Annotated in this window: 17 protein-coding genes; 10 read left to right on the top strand and 7 right to left on the bottom strand. The window is 74.3% G+C overall.

Features of this window, described 5'->3' with window-relative positions; all coding sequences use genetic code 11:
• Positions 1-227 precede the first annotated feature (227 nt).
• Both HOP40_RS35365 and HOP40_RS03580 read left to right on the top strand, forming a co-directional pair.
• Complete coding sequence (locus tag HOP40_RS35365) at positions 228-587, top strand: YciI family protein (RefSeq protein ID WP_205347071.1); 360 nt, start codon at positions 228-230, stop codon at positions 585-587.
• Complete coding sequence (locus HOP40_RS03580) at positions 584-1,900, top strand: RNA polymerase sigma factor (RefSeq protein WP_240157491.1); 1,317 nt, start codon at positions 584-586, stop codon at positions 1,898-1,900. The genes HOP40_RS35365 and HOP40_RS03580 overlap by 4 nt, the downstream gene beginning before the upstream one ends.
• Here HOP40_RS03580 and HOP40_RS03575 read toward each other — a convergent pair.
• Positions 1,836-2,474: a sigma-70 family RNA polymerase sigma factor gene (locus HOP40_RS03575; protein ID WP_172154604.1), complete on the bottom strand. Its 639-nt coding sequence runs from the start codon at positions 2,472-2,474 to the stop codon at positions 1,836-1,838. The two genes, HOP40_RS03580 and HOP40_RS03575, sit on opposite strands and share 65 nt — an antisense overlap.
• Positions 2,475-2,820: 346 nt before the next feature.
• Between HOP40_RS03575 and HOP40_RS03570 the strand changes: the two genes are divergently transcribed.
• Both HOP40_RS03570 and HOP40_RS03565 read left to right on the top strand, forming a co-directional pair.
• Positions 2,821-4,191: a cystathionine beta-synthase gene (locus HOP40_RS03570; protein ID WP_172154602.1), complete on the top strand. Its 1,371-nt coding sequence runs from the start codon at positions 2,821-2,823 to the stop codon at positions 4,189-4,191.
• A gap of 44 nt (positions 4,192-4,235) precedes the next feature.
• Positions 4,236-5,381 carry a cystathionine gamma-synthase gene (locus HOP40_RS03565; protein WP_172154600.1) on the top strand — a complete coding sequence of 382 codons (1,146 nt, stop codon included), beginning with the start codon at positions 4,236-4,238 and terminating at the stop codon, positions 5,379-5,381.
• A gap of 42 nt (positions 5,382-5,423) precedes the next feature.
• Here HOP40_RS03565 and HOP40_RS03560 read toward each other — a convergent pair whose 3' ends face one another.
• A complete protein-coding gene (locus HOP40_RS03560) occupies positions 5,424-5,648 on the bottom strand; it encodes a hypothetical protein (RefSeq protein ID WP_172154598.1) in 225 nt (74 codons plus the stop codon).
• Between the two features lie 56 nt (positions 5,649-5,704).
• Positions 5,705-6,733 (bottom strand): sigma-70 family RNA polymerase sigma factor, encoded by a 1,029-nt coding sequence (locus HOP40_RS03555; RefSeq protein ID WP_240157490.1) that lies wholly within the window; start codon positions 6,731-6,733, stop codon positions 5,705-5,707.
• 70 nt (positions 6,734-6,803) lie between these two features.
• Between HOP40_RS03555 and ilvA the strand changes: the two genes are divergently transcribed.
• Entirely contained in the window at positions 6,804-8,054 is a 1,251-nt protein-coding gene (gene ilvA / locus HOP40_RS03550) for a threonine ammonia-lyase (protein ID WP_172154596.1), read from the top strand.
• Positions 8,055-8,058: 4 nt separating this feature from the next.
• Here ilvA and greA read toward each other — a convergent pair whose 3' ends face one another.
• The gene (gene greA, locus HOP40_RS03545; RefSeq protein ID WP_205347070.1) at positions 8,059-8,553 is read right to left on the bottom strand and encodes a transcription elongation factor GreA; all 495 of its coding nucleotides are present in this window, start codon (positions 8,551-8,553) and stop codon (positions 8,059-8,061) included.
• A gap of 506 nt (positions 8,554-9,059) precedes the next feature.
• Between greA and mca the strand changes: the two genes are divergently transcribed.
• The 4 genes from mca to HOP40_RS03525 all read left to right on the top strand — a co-directional run bounded on the left by mca (position 9,060) and on the right by HOP40_RS03525 (position 13,119).
• On the top strand, positions 9,060-9,944 hold the full coding sequence (gene mca, locus HOP40_RS03540) for a mycothiol conjugate amidase Mca (protein ID WP_172154594.1): 885 nt from the start codon (positions 9,060-9,062) through the stop codon (positions 9,942-9,944).
• Positions 9,945-9,964: 20 nt separating this feature from the next.
• Complete coding sequence (locus HOP40_RS03535) at positions 9,965-10,252, top strand: hypothetical protein (protein WP_172153779.1); 288 nt, start codon at positions 9,965-9,967, stop codon at positions 10,250-10,252.
• A gap of 13 nt (positions 10,253-10,265) precedes the next feature.
• Positions 10,266-12,278, top strand: a complete 2,013-nt coding sequence (locus HOP40_RS03530) for a thioredoxin domain-containing protein (protein WP_172154592.1) — start codon at positions 10,266-10,268, stop codon at positions 12,276-12,278.
• Positions 12,279-12,510: 232 nt separating this feature from the next.
• Positions 12,511-13,119, top strand: coding sequence for a hypothetical protein (locus HOP40_RS03525; RefSeq protein ID WP_172167786.1), 609 nt, complete (start codon positions 12,511-12,513; stop codon positions 13,117-13,119).
• 19 nt (positions 13,120-13,138) lie between these two features.
• On the opposite strand, the gene trhA is transcribed toward HOP40_RS03525, so the two are convergent.
• The gene (gene trhA / locus HOP40_RS03520; protein WP_172167784.1) at positions 13,139-13,762 is read right to left on the bottom strand and encodes a PAQR family membrane homeostasis protein TrhA; all 624 of its coding nucleotides are present in this window, start codon (positions 13,760-13,762) and stop codon (positions 13,139-13,141) included.
• Between the two features lie 167 nt (positions 13,763-13,929).
• On the opposite strand from trhA, the gene HOP40_RS03515 reads away from it, so the two are divergent.
• On the top strand, positions 13,930-14,694 hold the full coding sequence (locus HOP40_RS03515) for an isoprenyl transferase (protein WP_172167774.1): 765 nt from the start codon (positions 13,930-13,932) through the stop codon (positions 14,692-14,694).
• 94 nt (positions 14,695-14,788) lie between these two features.
• Here HOP40_RS03515 and HOP40_RS03510 read toward each other — a convergent pair whose 3' ends face one another.
• Both HOP40_RS03510 and HOP40_RS03505 read right to left on the bottom strand, forming a co-directional pair.
• On the bottom strand, positions 14,789-15,157 hold the full coding sequence (locus HOP40_RS03510) for a hypothetical protein (RefSeq protein WP_338053048.1): 369 nt from the start codon (positions 15,155-15,157) through the stop codon (positions 14,789-14,791).
• Between the two features lie 374 nt (positions 15,158-15,531).
• Complete coding sequence (locus HOP40_RS03505) at positions 15,532-15,900, bottom strand: hypothetical protein (protein WP_172154588.1); 369 nt, start codon at positions 15,898-15,900, stop codon at positions 15,532-15,534.
• Positions 15,901-16,012 lie beyond the last annotated feature (112 nt).

Below are 16,012 nucleotides of genomic sequence, written 5' to 3'. Positions count from 1 at the left end.
ACTTCCGGGTAACCCGGCCGTCGGGTGACGTAGGTCGCTCCCAGACTTCGGTGCCCCCCTGAGCGAACGGCACTCTCGCCCCATGAGGTCGGGCGAGGGTGCCGTTCGCCCGGGCCGGGATCAGCCGGAGAAAAAAAGTTCGGTGCGCTGTCGATTCCGCCGTCGGCCGATCGTCGTCATGCTGTGCGGCACCCCGGTCGCACGAGGACAGCGAGGAGCACCCCGACATGAAGTACATGCTGCTGATCTACGGCGCCCAGCCCACCGAGGCGCCGTCGCAGGAGGACATCCAGGCGGAGATGAACACGTACTGGGAGTACGAGAAGGCCGTGGCCGAGGCGGGCGTGAGCCTCGGGTCCGAAGCCCTGCAGGGCGTCGAGACCGCCACGACGGTCGAGGTGCGGCCCGACGGCGAGCGGGTCGTCACCGACGGGCCGTTCGCCGAGACGCGCGAGATCCTCGGCGGGTACTACCTGCTCGACGTGCCCGACCTCGACGCCGCGCTCGACTGGGCCGCCCGCTGCCCGGGCTCGCACAACGGGAACCGGATCGAGGTCCGGCCGATCCAGGAGTTCGAGGCGCCGTGACCGGCGGGCGGGCGGCCGGCTCCGCGGCGGCGCTCTCGCTGGAGGGCGTGTTCCGCGAGGAGCGGGGCCGGCTGCTCGCCACCCTCGCCCGGCAGTTCGGCGATCTCGACCTGGCGGAGGAGGTCGCCTCCGACGCCGTCGCGACGGCGCTGGAGCGCTGGCCCGTCGACGGCGTGCCCACCCGGCCCGGCGCCTGGCTGCTGACGACGGCCCGGCGCCGCGCCGTCGACCTGCTGCGCCGCGACCGCACCTACGCCGCGCGCCTCGCGGTGCTGCAGGTCGAGGCCGACCGCGCCGGGCCGGCCGCTCCCGGCGACCCCGACGACGACGTCCCCGACGAGCGGCTGCGGCTGTTCTTCACCTGCTGCCACCCGGCGCTCCCGCTGGAGGACCGGATCGCGCTGACGCTGCGCTGCCTGGCCGGGCTGTCGACGCCGGAGGTGGCCCGCGCGTTCGTGACGCCGACCGCGACGACCGCGCAGCGGATCGTGCGCGCCAAGAAGAAGATCCGCGACGCGCGCATCCCGTTCCGGGTGCCCGGCGCCGACGAGCTGCCCGACCGGCTCCCGGGCGTGCTGCGGGTGGTCTACCTCGTCTTCACGGAGGGCTACGCGGCCAGCGCGGGGGAGGACCTCGTGCGCGCCGACCTCGCCGCCGAGGCGATCCGGCTGGCCCGCATCCTGCGCCGGCTGCTGCCCCGGGAGCGGGAGGTGGCCGGGCTGCTCGCGCTGCTGCTGCTCGTCGACGCCCGGCGCGCCGCCCGCACCGGCCCGGACGGGGAGCTGGTGCTGCTCGAGGACCAGGACCGCTCGCTGTGGGACGCGGGCGCGATCGTGGAGGGGCGGGCGCTCGTCGTCGAGGCGCTCACCGGCGGCTCGCCCGGCGCGTACGCGCTGCAGGCGGCGATCGCGGCCTGCCACGACGAGGCCGCCGACGTCGCCACGACCGACTGGCCCCAGGTCGTCGCGCTCTACGACGTGCTCGCCCGCGTGGCGCCCTCGCCGCTCGTCGACCTCAACCGGGCCGTCGCCGTGGCCATGCGCGACGGCCCGGAGGCCGGGCTGGCGGAGCTCGACGCGCTCGCGGACGACCGGCGGCTGCGCGGCTACCACCTGCTGCCCGCCGCCCGCGCCGACCTGCTGCGCCGCCTCGGCCGCGCCGACGAGGCCGCCGGCGCCTACCGCGCCGCGCTGGACCTGGTCGGCAACGAGCCCGAGCGCGCCTTCCTGCTCCGCCGCCTCGCCGAGGTCAGTCCTCCACCGCGGCATCCGCCAGCAGGACCCGCAGCCGGGCCATCGCCCGGTGCTGGGTGACGCGGACCGCGCCCGGCGTCGTGCCGAGCAGGGCGGCGACCTCGGCCCCGGAGTAGCCCATGGCGACGCGGAGCCCGATGACCTCGCGGTGGTGGGGGAGCAGCTGGTCCATGGCCAGGCGCAGGCGCACGATCTCGGTCGAGAGGACGGCCGCGTGCTCGGTGCCCGGGTCGTCGTCGGCGGCCTCGGGGAGCGCGTCGCTGGGCACCGACCGGTCGCGGCCCCCGGCGCGGAACGCGTCGACCAGCTTGAACCGGGCGATCCCGAACACGAAGGCCATCACCGACGAGCCGTCGGGCCGGAAGCGGGGCAGCGCCTCGCAGACCGCGAGCAGCACCTCCTGCGCCACGTCGTCGGGCCCCTGCGCGCCGATCGAGCCGAGCAGCTTGCTGCGGCAGAACCGGATGACGGGGGAGCGGATCCGGCGGAGGAACTGGTCGAGCGCCGCGCGGTCGCCCGCCCCGGCGAGGCGGGCCAGGTCCTCGAGCTCGAGGTCCTCGTGGTCGTCGCCGCGGTGGCGGTCGCGCCTCTTCCTGGCCTTCCAGTCCCCCTCGGACGAATCGTCGTCCTGCACGAACCCCTCCTGCTGTACTGGCGTACGTCGGCCCCACGCGCGTCGCCGTCGAGAGGGAGGACGCGCGGGAGGAGACGGTGGGAGCGCCGGTGCGCAGGCGTGGGCGAGTGCCCGTCGATCCCCTGGGGAGCGTCGGGGCCCTGCTGCCCGGTCGATGTGCCCGTCGACCGGTAGGGCCCGATGCGGTTGCTCAGCGTAGTCCTTTCACGACGGAACGACGCTCTCGATCGGGTGAGATCGGCGCATCCCGTCCGGATCCGTACAGCTCCGTGTTCGTTCCGTGGACTGCGGGGCCCCTGCGCGACCTCGTCCGAGGCAGCGGGACGGCGTGGGGGACGATGGAGGCATGCGTTTCGTCGAGCACGTGTCCGAGCTGGTCGGGAACACGCCCCTGGTCAAGCTGGGGTCCGTCGCGGAGGGCATCGCCGCGCCGGTGCTGGCCAAGGTGGAGTACTTCAACCCCGGTGGCAGCGTGAAGGACCGCATCGCGCTGCGGATGGTCGATGCCGCGGAGGCGTCCGGCGAGCTGCGGCCCGGCGGCACGATCGTCGAGCCGACGTCGGGCAACACCGGCGTCGGCCTGGCCATGATCGCGCAGCGCCGCGGCTACGACTGCGTCTTCGTCTGCCCGGACAAGGTGAGCGAGGACAAGCGCAACGTCCTGCGCGCGTACGGGGCGCGGGTCGTCGTCTGCCCGACGGCCGTCGAGCCCAGCCACCCGGAGTCCTACTACAACGTCTCCGACCGCCTCACCCGCGAGATCGAGGGCGCCTGGAAGCCCAACCAGTACGCCAACCAGAACAACCCGGAGTCGCACTACCTGGGCACCGGCCCGGAGGTCTGGGAGCAGACCGAGGGGCGGATCACGCACTTCGTCGCGGGCATCGGCACCGGCGGCACGATCAGCGGCACCGGGCGCTACCTCAAGGAGGTCTCCGACGGCCGCGTGCAGATCATCGGGGCCGACCCGGAGGGCTCGGTGTACTCCGGCGGCAACGGCCGGCCCTACCTGGTGGAGGGCGTCGGCGAGGACTTCTGGCCGACCACCTACGACAAGGACATCTGCGACCGGATCGTCGCGGTCTCCGACGGCGACTCCTTCGACATGACCCGGCGCCTGGCCCGCGAGGAGGCGCTGCTGGTCGGCGGCTCGTGCGGGATGGCGACGGTCGCGGCGCTGCAGGTGGCGCGGGACCTGCCCGAGGACGCGGTGGTCGTCGTCCTGCTGCCCGACGGCGGCCGCGGCTACCTGGGCAAGGTCTTCAACGACGCGTGGATGTCGGGCTACGGCTTCCTGCCGCCCGCGCAGGGCTCCACCGTCGGCGACGTGCTGCGCCGCAAGGACGGCTCGCTGCCCGACCTGGTGCACGCGCACCCGAACGAGACGGTCGCCGACGCGGTGCACTACCTGCGGGAGTTCCACGTCTCGCAGATGCCGGTCGTGCGCGCCGAGCCGCCGGTGATGGCCGCGGAGGTGGCGGGCGCGGTCGTCGAGCGCGACCTGCTCGACGCCCTGTTCACCGGCCGCGCGCAGCTGTCGGACCGCCTCGAGAAGCACATGTCGCCGGCCCTGCCGACGATCGGCGCGGGCGAGGCGCTCGACACCGCGATGGGGGCGTTCTCCACCGCCGACGCCGCGCTGGTGCTGGTCGACGGCAAGCCGGCCGGGGTCGTCACGCGCTCCGACGTGCTCGCGTTCCTGGGTTCCGGGAGCTGACCACCGGCCGCGGGGGCCGGTGCTCCGGCGCGTAGCGTGGCGTCATGCCCGGCTTCTCCACGAACGCCATCCACGCGGGCCAGGAGCCCGATCCCACGACCGGTGCGGTGATCACGCCGATCCACCCGTCCTCGACGTTCGCGCAGGACGGCGTCGGCGGGCTGCGCGCGGGCGGCTACGAGTACTCGCGCTCGGCCAACCCGACCCGCACGGCGCTCCAGGAGTGCCTCGCGGCCCTGGAGGGCGGCCGGCACGGCATCGCGTTCGGCTCCGGCATGGGCGCCTCCGACGTGCTGCTGCGCGTCCTGGTCAAGCCCGGTGACCACCTGGTCATCCCGCACGACGCCTACGGCGGCACGTTCCGCCTCGTCGACAAGGTGCTGTCCGGGTGGGGCGTCGAGCACACGCCGGTCGACCTGGGCGACGTCGACGCGCTGCGCGCCGCGATCCGCCCGACCACCCGCGCCGTGTGGTGCGAGACGCCGACCAACCCGCTGCTCGGCATCGCCGACATCGCCGCGCTGGCCGACGTCGCGCGCGGGGCGGGGGCGCGGCTCGTCGTCGACAACACGTTCGCCTCGCCCTACCTGCAGAACCCGCTCGCCCTCGGCGCCGACGTGGTGCTGCACTCCACCACCAAGTACGTGGGCGGGCACTCCGACGTCGTCGGCGGCGCGCTGGTCACCAGCGACGACGAGCTCGCCGAGCGCCTGCTGTTCACGCAGAACTCGGTCGGCTCGGTCCCCGGCCCGTTCGACGCCTGGCTGACGCTGCGCGGGGTGAAGACGCTGGCGGTGCGCATGGAGCGCCACAGCGACAACGCCGAGCGGATCGCCGACCTGCTCGCCGGCCACTCCGCCGTGTCCGCGGTGCTCTACCCGGGGCTGCCCGGGCACCCGGGGCACGAGGTCGCGGCCAAGCAGATGCGCCGCTTCGGCGGGATGGTGTCGTTCCGGGTCGCGGGCGGGCGGGAGGCGGCGCTGCGCGTGTGCGCGGCCACCGAGCTGTTCACCCTCGCCGAGTCGCTCGGCGGCGTGGAGTCCCTCATCGAGCACCCCGGCGCCATGACCCACGCCTCCGTGGCCGGGTCGCTGCTGGAGGTGCCGGACGACCTGGTGCGGCTCTCGGTGGGCATCGAGGACGTCGAGGACCTGGTCGAGGACCTGCAGAGGGCGCTCGACGCGGCCTGAGGCCCGTCGGTCCACGAGCAGGGCGGTCCGCGAGCAGGGGGCTCAGCCCTTGCCGGCGTCCTCGGCGTCGGCGGGGGCGGGCCCGGACGGCTCGGCGACGAGCAGGTCTCCCGCGGCCACGCAGCCGCCGACGAGCTCGTAGCCGCCGTCGGCGCCCTGCGCCAGGTAGCCCGGGTCGTCGCAGCCCGCGTCGCGCACGGTCGCCACCGCGACGGCCGCGAGCGCCGCCGCGGCCAGCAGCGGAGCGAGCACCCGCATCCGCGTCATCCGATCTCCCCCCGGGGTGGGGGCCGGCTCTTCACGGCAGCCCCACGCCCCCGAGGCTACCGGGTGGCCGCCGACCCCGTCGGGCGAGCGGACGGCCCCGTCAAGGTGAGGCTCCCCGGCAGCCCGAACACCGGGAACAGGTCCAGGTCGAGGAACGTGGCGACGTGCGTGACGTCGGCGCCGGTGAACGTGAGCACCTGCAGGCAGAACGGGTGGAAGGCGCCGTCGTCGCCGCGCAGGTAGAGCGCGAAGCCGGGCTGGCCGTTGGCGCCGACCGGCAGCAGCCGGAAGTCGCCCGGCCCGCCGGGGCAGCGGTGCTCCAGGTGCTGCGCGACGTGCGCGCGGCCGCGGTACCAGGACTCGAAGGGCGGCATCTCCCAGGCGACGTCGGCGGCGAGCAGCGCCACGATCCCGGACACGTCCTTCACCTCGAACGCCGCGACGTACCGGTCGAGCAGGTCCTGCTGCGCGGCGGTGAGCGGCTCCGGGGCGTCGTCACGGGTGGGGGCGGCCTCCTGGATCTGCGCCCGGGCCCGCTGCAGCGCGCTGTTGACCGCGGCCACCGACGTGTCGAGCAGCTCGGCGACCTCGGAGGCCTTCCACTGCAGCACCTCGCGCAGCAGCAGCACCGCGCGCTGGCGCGCCGGGAGGTGCTGCAGCGCGGCGACGAACGCGAGCCGCACGCCGGCCCGCGCGTCGACGACGGCCGCCGGGTCGGCACCCGAGTCGGGGCAGACGGCCGAGTCGGGCACCGGCTCCAGCCACGCGATCTCCGGGTTGTCGCGCAGCGGGTCGTCGGGGTCGGATCCCGTGCCGTGCAGCCCCGCGGGCATCGGGCGGCGGCTGCGGCCCTCCAGCGCCGTGAGGCTGGTGGTGGTGGCGATCCGGTGCAGCCAGGTGCGCAGCGAGGAGCGGCCCTCGAACCGGTCGTAGGCCCGCCAGGCCCGGACCATCGTCTCCTGCAGCACGTCCTCGGCGTCGTGCACCGACCCGAGCATGCGGTAGCAGTGCGCCAGCAGTTCGCGCCGGTAGGGCTGGGCCAGCGCCAGGAAGTCGTCCTGGGCAGGGCGTTCGATGGTGGTCACGGTGCTCTCCCCTCCGCGTGGGCACAGAGTAGGGCCACCCACCGACATCCCCGGGTGCGAGGATGCGGCCATGGCCGCCGTCGAACCCCGTGCCCGGCCGGTGCCCCCCGTCAGCGCGGACGACATCCGCGCCGCCCGGGAGCTGCTGGCCGGTGTCGTCACCACCACCCCCGTCGCCCGGTCCCGGGCGCTCGCCGAGCGCTGCGGCGGCCCGGTGTGGCTCAAGTGCGAGAACCTGCAGCGCACCGGCTCGTTCAAGATCCGCGGCGCCTACACGCGGCTGCGCCGGCTCGACGCGTCGCAGCGCGCGGCGGGGGTCGTCGCCGCGAGCGCGGGCAACCACGCGCAGGGGGTCGCGCTGGCGGCGCAGCTGCTCGGCATCGAGGCCACGGTGTTCATGCCCGAGGGCGCGGCGATCCCGAAGGTCGGCGCCACGCGCGGCTACGGGGCGCGGGTGCACCTGGTGGGGGAGACCATCGACGGGTCGATCGCCGCCGCGATCGAGTTCGCCGAGCGCACGGGCGCGGTGTTCGTGCACCCCTTCGACCACCCGGACATCATCTCCGGCCAGGGCACCGTCGGCCTGGAGATCCTGGAGCAGGTGCCCGACGTCGCCACGGTCCTCGTCTGCACCGGCGGCGGCGGGCTGCTCGGCGGCGTCGCGGCGGCGGTCAAGGCGCAGCGGCCCGAGGTCCGGGTCGTCGGCGTGCAGGCCGAGGGCGCGGCCGCCTGGCCCGGCTCGATGGCCGCCGGCGCGCCCACGTCCCTGCCCTCGATGCGCACGATCGCCGACGGCATCGCGGTCGGGCGTCCCGGGGACCTGACGTTCCCGCAGGTCACCGCGCTCGTCGACGAGATCCTGACCGTCGACGAGGACGCGCTGTCGCGCGCCCTGCTGCTGTGCCTGGAGCGCGCGAAGATGCTGGTCGAGCCCGCCGGCGCGGCCGGGGTGGCCGCGCTGATGGAGCACCCGGAGCGCTTCGCGACGCCCGTGGTGGTGGTGCTGTCGGGCGGCAACGTCGACCCGCTGGTGCTGCTGCACGTCATCCAGCACGGCATGGCGGCCGCCGAGCGCTACCTCTCGCTGCGGGTGCGCATGGCCGACCGCCCCGGCGCGCTCGCCGGGGTGCTGACGCTGATGGGCACACGCGGGGCCAACGTCCTGGACGTGGCGCACACGCGGATCACCGGCGCGCTGGAGCTGGGCGACGTCGAGGTCGCGCTGACGCTGGAGACACGGGGCCCGGAGCACTCCGCGGAGCTGGTGAGCGCACTCCGCAGCGCCGGGCACGTCGTGGCCGACATGCCCGGCGGGCGGTAGCGCGTCAGGCGCGGAAGGGCTCCGCGGCCAGCAGGGACACCTTCATGCTGCCGCCGTCGGGCAGGGCGTACTCGCGCGTGTCGCCGACGTGCGCGCCGAGCAGGGCCGCGCCGAGCGGGGAGTTGGGCGAGATGACCTCGAGGTCGCCGCGGCTGCCCTCCTCGCGGGAGCCGAGCAGCACCGTCTCGGTGTCGTCGTCTCCGTCGTAGCGGAGCTTGAGCACCATGCCGGGGGCGGCCGTGTCGGAGCTGGTGGGAGCGGTGCCGACCTGGGCGGTGCGCAGCAGCTCCTGGAGCTGGCGGATGCGGGCCTCCTGCTGGCCCTGCTCCTCGCGGGCGGCGTGGTAGCCGCCGTTCTCCTTGAGGTCGCCCTCCTCGCGGCGGGCGTTGATCTCGGCAGCGATGACGGGGCGGTTGGCGATGAGCTGGTCCAACTCGCCCTTGAGCCGGTCGTAGGCCTCCTGGGTCAACCAGGTCACCTGGGTGTCCGTCACGGTCATCAGTCCTCCAGCCTGTACAGGTCCACCACTCCCGCGGACCGTGCGCCCGCGGGCGGGACCGACCCCGATCACGGGCGTTCCCGAACGCCCGGGGCCCCGGGTGTGACGCCGGGGGCCCCTGAGTAAGGAAAAACACGACCCGCCTGCGGGCCGTGTGCAGTTCACGGTAACACGGTGTCAGCCGCTCGTCGCAGCTTTTCGATGAACGGTCGGCACCTCGGAAAGGTTCCCGGCGGAGTGGTCTCCGCAGGTCAGGGCGGCTGCATGGCCCCTGCAGGCGTGCCCGCGGAGGTCCGAACGGCGGCCGCGCCGCCGCTCGTCGTAGGCCGCCCGGACCACGGTGAGCGAGCACCGCGGGCACCTGCGGGAAGGGTATGCCACTCCCGCACGTTGCAGGTGCGGGCGGACTCCGCGGCGGACTGTCGGGGGGCTCTGCCACGATCTCCCCGTGCGGGCGTCCCCGACGTCCGCGCGCCCCTGATCCCGGAAGGACCACGGCCGAACTCATGTCCCTGCGACTGATGACGGTGCACGCCCACCCCGACGACGAGTCGAGCAAGGGCGCCGCCAGCTCCGCCCGCTACGTCTCCGAGGGTCACGAGGTCATGGTCGTGACCTGCACCGGTGGCGAGCGCGGAAGCATCCTCAACCCCGCGATGGACCGTCCCGACGTCGTCGCCGACCTCCCCGCGATCCGCCGCGCCGAGATGGCGCGCGCCGCGGAGATCCTCGGCGTCCAGCACCGCTGGCTCGGCTTCGTCGACTCCGGCCTCCCGGAGGGCGACCCGCTGCCCCCGCTGCCCGAGGGCTGCTTCGCGCTGGAGGACCTCGAGGTCGCCACGGCCCCGCTCGTGGCGCTGATCCGCGAGTTCCGCCCGCACGTCCTCGTCACCTACGACGAGAACGGCGGCTACCCGCACCCCGACCACATCAAGACCCACGAGATCTCGATGGCGGCGTGGGACGCGGCGGGCGACCCCGACCGGTTCCCCGGCACCGGCGAGCCGTGGCAGCCGCTCAAGCTCTACTACTCCCACGGGTTCTCCAAGGCCCGCCTGCTCGCGTTCCAGGACGCGATGGAGGCGCGCGGGCTGGAGTCGCCGTACAAGGAGTGGCTCGACAACTGGTCCGACCGGCCCGACCCGGGCCTGCGCGTCACCACCCGCGTGCCGTGCGCCGACTGGTTCCACCTGCGGGACGAGGCGCTCATCGCCCACGCCACGCAGATCGACCCCACCAGCCGCTGGTTCCTCGTGCCGCGCGACATCCAGCGCGAGGTGTGGCCCACCGAGGACTACGAGCTCGTGAAGTCCTCGGTCGACGCGTCGACCCCGGAGGACGACCTCTTCGCCGGCATCCCCGACGAGGTGGCCGTGCGCCGCGCGGGCTGACGCGACGTAGAGTCGTGCAGGTGAGTGACGTGCTGGTCGACCTGGGTGCGGTGCCGGTGGCGGCGTCCGCGCACGCCGCCGTGGTGCCGACGCAGGGCGGCGCCGAGCCGCCGCCCGGCGAGCCGGAGTTCGGCAAGGCGTCGCCGGTGGCGCTCGTCGTCATCCTCCTGCTCGGCCTGGCCACGTTCTTCCTCATCCGGTCGATGACCAAGCACCTCAAGAAGGTGCCGGCGTCGTTCGACCCGGAGCCGCAGGGCGACGCCGACGGGTCCTCCTCGGGGGACGCTGCGGGGCCGCAGCAGCCCTGAGAGGCTGGGCGCCATGCCCAACCGGCTCGCCGTCGCCACCAGTCCGTACCTGCTCCAGCACGCCGACAACCCCATCGACTGGTGGGAGTGGTCGCCCGAGGCGTTCGCGGAGGCCGTCCGCCGCGACGTGCCGGTGCTGCTGTCCGTCGGCTACGCGGCCTGCCACTGGTGCCACGTCATGGCTCACGAGTCGTTCGAGGACCCCGCCACCGCGGAGCAGGTCAACGCCGGGTTCGTCGCGATCAAGGTCGACCGCGAGGAGCGCCCCGACATCGACGCGGTCTACATGGCCGCCACCCAGGCCATGACCGGCCAGGGCGGCTGGCCGATGACCTGCTTCCTCACCCCGGTCGGCGAGCCGTTCCACTGCGGCACCTACTACCCGCCCACCCCGCGCCACGGCCTGCCCGGCTTCCGCCAGCTCCTCGCCGCCGTCACGACGGCGTGGACCGAGGACGGCGAGCGCGTGCGCAGCTCCGCCGGGGAGATCGCCGCGCGCCTCGCCGACGGCGCCGGCGCGTCCCTGCCGCCCGCGCCCGTCGACACCGACGCGCTCGACACGGCCGCGGCCACCCTCGCCGACGACGTCGACGAGCGGTTCGGCGGCTTCGGCGGGGCACCGAAGTTCCCGCCGTCGACGGTGCTGGAGTTCCTGGTGCGCCACCACGAGCGCACGGGCTCGCCCGCGGCGCTGGGCTACGCCGTCCTCACCGCGGAGCGGATGGCCCGCGGTGGCCTGTACGACCAGCTGGCCGGCGGGTTCGCCCGCTACAGCGTCGACGCGCAGTGGGTCGTGCCGCACTTCGAGAAGATGCTCTACGACAACGCCCTGCTGCTGCGCGTCTACGCCCACCTCGCCCGGCTGCCCGGGGCCGACCCGCTGTTCGAGCGCGTCGCCCGGGAGACGGCCGCCTTCCTGCTGACCGACCTGCGCACGCCCGAGGGCGGGTTCGCCGCCGCGCTCGACGCCGACACCGACGGCGTCGAGGGCCTCACCTACGCGTGGACGCCGGCGCAGCTGCGCGAGGTCCTCGGCGACGACGACGGCGCCTGGGCGGCCGCGCTGCTCACCGTCACCGACGAGGGCACGTTCGAGCACGGCTCGTCGACGCTGCAGCTGCTCGCCGAGCCCGACGACCCGCAGCGGTGGGCCCGCGTGCGGGCCGCCCTGCTCGACGCGCGACGGGAGCGCCCGCAGCCCGCGCGCGACGACAAGGTCGTCACGGCGTGGAACGGCATGGCGATCCAGGCGCTGGCCGAGGCGGGTGCGGCTCTGGAGCAGCCGGAGTGGGTCGGGGCGGCGGGTGCGGCGGCCGACCTGCTGCTCTCGCTGCACGTCGTCGACGGCCGGCTGCGCCGCTCCTCGCGCGCGGGGGCGGTCGGCACGGCGGCGGGTGTGCTGGAGGACCACGCCTACCTGGCCGACGCGCTGCTCGCCCTGCACCAGGCCACCGGCGAGGCGCACCGGCTCGACGCGGCGACCGCCCTGCTCGACCGGACGCTCGAGCACTTCGCGGGTGATGAGCCCGGCGCGTTCTTCGACACCGCCGACGACGCCGAGGAGCTGCTGCACCGCCCGCGCGAGCTCACCGACAACGCCTCGCCCTGCGGCAGCTCGGCGCTCGCGTCGGCGCTGGTCACGGCGTCCGTGCTGGCCGCCGACGGCGGGCGCTTCCGCGACGCGGCGGAGGCCGCCCTGCGCTCGGTCGGCACGCTCGCGACGCGGTTCCCGCGGTTCGCCGGGCACTGGCTCACCGTCGCCGAGGCCGTGGTGCGCGGGCCGCTGCAGGTCGCCGTCGCGGGTCCGGACGGAGACCCGGTGCGCGCCGCCCTGCTCACCCGCGCCCGGCGCGCGTCAGCGGGCGGGACCGTCGTCGTGGCGGGGGAGCCGGACGCGCCGGGCGTCCCGCTGCTGGCCGACCGGCCGCTCGTCGGCGGGGCCGCGGCGGCCTACGTCTGCCGCGGGTTCGTCTGCGACCGCCCGGTGGGCACGGTCGAGGAGCTGGCCGAGCTCCTGCGCGCCTGACCCGAGGCGCGCCTGACCCGAGGCACGCCTGACCCGAGGCGCAGCGGGACCCCGACACGCGCGCAACGAGACCCCGACTCGCGGGCTTTTCCGGCGGAGCCCGCGAGTCGCGGTCTCGTGGCGACCGTGTCGGGGTTCGCCTCCGGTGAACGCGGTCGCGCATCGCTCGTAGCGGTGTAACGTCGTAATCACTGCAAGACGGTGAGTGGAGGAGACCATGATGGCCGGACGGATGCATCGCGGGTGGCACGGGGGAGCGGGGCGCGGCGGGCGCGGGCCGGGGCGCGGGGGCTGGCAGCAGGCCGACCTGCCCGACGCCGCCGACGCGAGTGCGTGGCTGCAGGGCCGGCTCCCCGACGGCTGGTTCACCGGGGCGCCGGAGGTGACCGTCGACCGCGAGGAGATCGTGGTGGTCGGGGAGCTCCCGCCCGTGGACGGGACGTTCGAGGACACCGAGTCGGGTCGCGCCGACCGCGCCGCCGCGGTGGCCGGGCGGATCTCGCGGTTCCGCGAGCAGACCCGCGAGGAGCGCATCGAGATCGCGCGCCAGGCCGAGCACCGCTACGGGCGCAAGGTGGCCTGGGGCGCGCGGATCGGTGACGACGTCGAGCTGTTCACCGTGGCCTCGGTCCCGGTGATGACGCGGCTGCGCCAGCCCGAGCGGATCGTGCTCGACACGCTCGTCGACGCCGGGGTCGCCCGGTCGCGCTCCGACGCGCTCGCCTGGGCGGTGCGCCTGGTCGGGCAGCACGCCGACGAGTGGCTGGGCGAGCTCCGCGACGCGATGGCGCGGGTCGACGACCTGCGGGCGAAGGGCCCGACGGGCGACGCGGAGGAGTGAGGGCCGCGGAGCAGGGCCGCTAGAACAGGATGAGCCAGATCGCCACGTGGTGGCAGATCGCGGCGAGCACGGTGGCGGCGTGGAAGAACTCGTGGAACCCGAACGTCCGGGGCCACGGGTTCGGCCACCGCGTCGCGTAGAACACCGCGCCGACCGTGTAGAGCAGGCCGCCGGTGAGGATCAGCACCAGCGCCGCGACGCCACCGCCGCGCAGCAGGTCGGGGATCACGAACACCGCGACGTAGCCCAGCGCCAGGTAGACCGGGACCCCGACCCACGACGGGGCGTGCGGCCAGCGGAGCTTCAGCGCGACGCCGGCGAGCGCGCCGACCCAGACGATCGCCAGCACCAGCCGGGCGCGGTCGGGCGCCATCGTCAGCGCGATGACCGGGGTGTACGTGCCGGCGATGAACAGGAAGATCATGGAGTGGTCGAGCCGCTTCATGATCATGCGGCTGCGGGCGGTGCGCCAGGTGCGCCGGTGGTAGAGCGCACTGGTGCCGAACAGCCCCAGCGTCGTGAGGCTGTAGATCGACGTGGCCAGTGCGGCCCCGCCGCCGACGAGCGCGGCCGACACGGCGATCAGCGTGGCGCACGCGGCGATGGAGGCGGCGAACGACCAGAGGTGCAGCCACCCCCGCATCCGCGGCTTGACCAGCGGCGGAGTGGCAGGGGGCGGGGAGACGGTCCCGGCAGACACGCTGCGAGGTTACGCCACCGCGACGCCGTCGCGGGTGACCCGCACGTGAACCACCGCCGTCGTGGGGACGGTCACGGCGGCGCGGCGGCGTAGGCTCACCCGCCGTGGGCGTGCGCGAGGTGCTGTACTCGGTCTACGAGCGCCGGATCAGCCGCCGGCTGCGTCAGGTCGGCGAGCGTCCCCGGCACGTGGCGCTGATGCTCGACGGCAACCGCCGGTGGGCCCGCGACGCCGGCCTCGTCGACGTCAACGACGGGCACCGGGTCGGCGCGGCGAAGATCGCGGACCTGCTCGGCTGGTGCGAGGAGGCGCGGGTCGAGGTCGTCACCCTGTTCCTGCTCTCCACCGACAACCTGTCCCGGCCGCCCGCGGAGCTCGAGCCGCTGCTGGAGATCATCGCCGACGTCGTCGACGAGCTGAGCGGGCCGGCCGCGCCGTGGCGGCTGCGGGTGGTCGGGGCGCTGGACCTGCTGCCCGGCGAGATCTCGACGCGCCTGGCGAACGCCGCGGCCCGCACCACCGACCGCACGGGGCTCCAGCTCAACGTGGCCGTCGGGTACGGCGGTCGGCAGGAGATCGCCGACGCGGTGCGCAAGCTGCTGCTGCAGCACGCGGAGTCGGGCACGTCCATCGAGGAGCTCGCGGAGGTCCTCGACGTCGACCACATCGCCGCGCACCTCTACACCTCCGGCCAGCCCGATCCCGACCTCGTCATCCGGACGTCGGGGGAGCAGCGGCTGTCGGGGTTCCTGCTGTGGCAGTCCGCCAACTCGGAGTTCTGGTTCTGCGAGGCCTACTGGCCGGAGTTCCGCAAGGTCGACTTCCTGCGGGCCCTGCGCGACTACGCCGCCCGGCACCGCCGCTTCGGCTCCTGACGTCCCACCGGGATCCCGACGGACGGACCCCGGGAACGCCGACGGCGCCGGACCCCCGAGGGGATCCGGCGCCGCCGGTCGAGCTACGACGTGATCAGTCGTCGATGCCCTGGACGATCGAGCCGCCCGAGGAGTTCTCCTGCGCGCACTCGCGGACGTCGCCCGCGCCACCCTCGTCCTCCGCCTCGGCCTCGCCGGCCAGGCCGAGCGCGCCGGTGAGGTCGGCCTGCACGTCGCTGACCTGGATGCCCAGGACGTTGACGGGGATGTCGTTGTTGCACGCCTGAACGGGCACGTTGACCTCGTTGCCGGTCACGTTGACCAGACCGAGGGTCTCGCTGTTGTCCTCGACCGAGTTGACGGCGGTGTCGCCGTCGTGGCCGTGGCCGTGACCGTGGTCGCCCTTGTCGCCGGCGAAGGCGAGCGGGCTGAGGGCGAGCAGCGCGGCAGCAGAGGCAGCCACGATGATTCCGGCCTTCTTCAGCACAGTTTTCTCCTGTTTGCGATCCCGGGCCCGACCGAAGTCGAATCCATTCAGAGCCAGCGACTGAGCGGGGAGCCGCGCCGACTGAGGAAAAGGTAGCGCGTACTCGCAAGAGGGCCAAACCGCGTAACACCATCGGGTGGCGGCCCCCTGTTTTCAAATGGTTACGCCCCGATGGGGGGACTTCGAAGAATTCATCTCGGCACCGCATCGGGTGACCGGCTCGACGCTGCGTAGCGCAGGCTGCCGCCGAGGCGCGACGCGCCCGCACGACGGGGTGGAACACGCGGGAAAAGCCGACGGCGCCGGACCCCCCGAGGGGATCCGGCGCCGCCGGTCGAGCTACGACGTGATCAGTCGTCGATGCCCTGGACGATCGAGCCGCCCGAGGAGTTCTCCTGCTCGCAGGCGCGGACGTCGCCCGCGCCACCCTCGTCCTCGACCTCGGCCTCGCCGAGGAGCCCCAGCGCGCCGGTCAGGTCGGCCTGCACGTCGGAGACCTGGATGCCGGCCACGTTGACGGGGATGTCGTTGTTGCACGCCTGGACGGGCACGTTGACCTCGTTGTCGGCCACGTTGACGAGGCCCGTGGTCTCGCTGTCGTCCTCGACCGAGTTGACGGCGGTGTCGCCGTCGTGGCCGTGGCCGTAGCCGTGGTCGCCCTTGTCGCCGGCGAAGGCGAGCGGGCTGAGGGCGAGCAGCGCGGCAGCGGAGGCAGCCACGATGATTCCGGCCTTCTTCAGCACAGTTTTCTCCTGTTTGTGATCCGGGTCCGACCGAGGTCGAATCCATTCAGAGTCAGCGTCCGACCGGGGAGCCCGCGCCGACTGAGGA

This window comes from Pseudonocardia broussonetiae (assembly GCF_013155125.1).
Lineage (GTDB): Bacteria > Actinomycetota > Actinomycetes > Mycobacteriales > Pseudonocardiaceae > Pseudonocardia > Pseudonocardia broussonetiae.
Note: the sequence above shows the minus strand (reverse complement) of the source record. Positions and strands in the feature narration are given on the sequence as shown.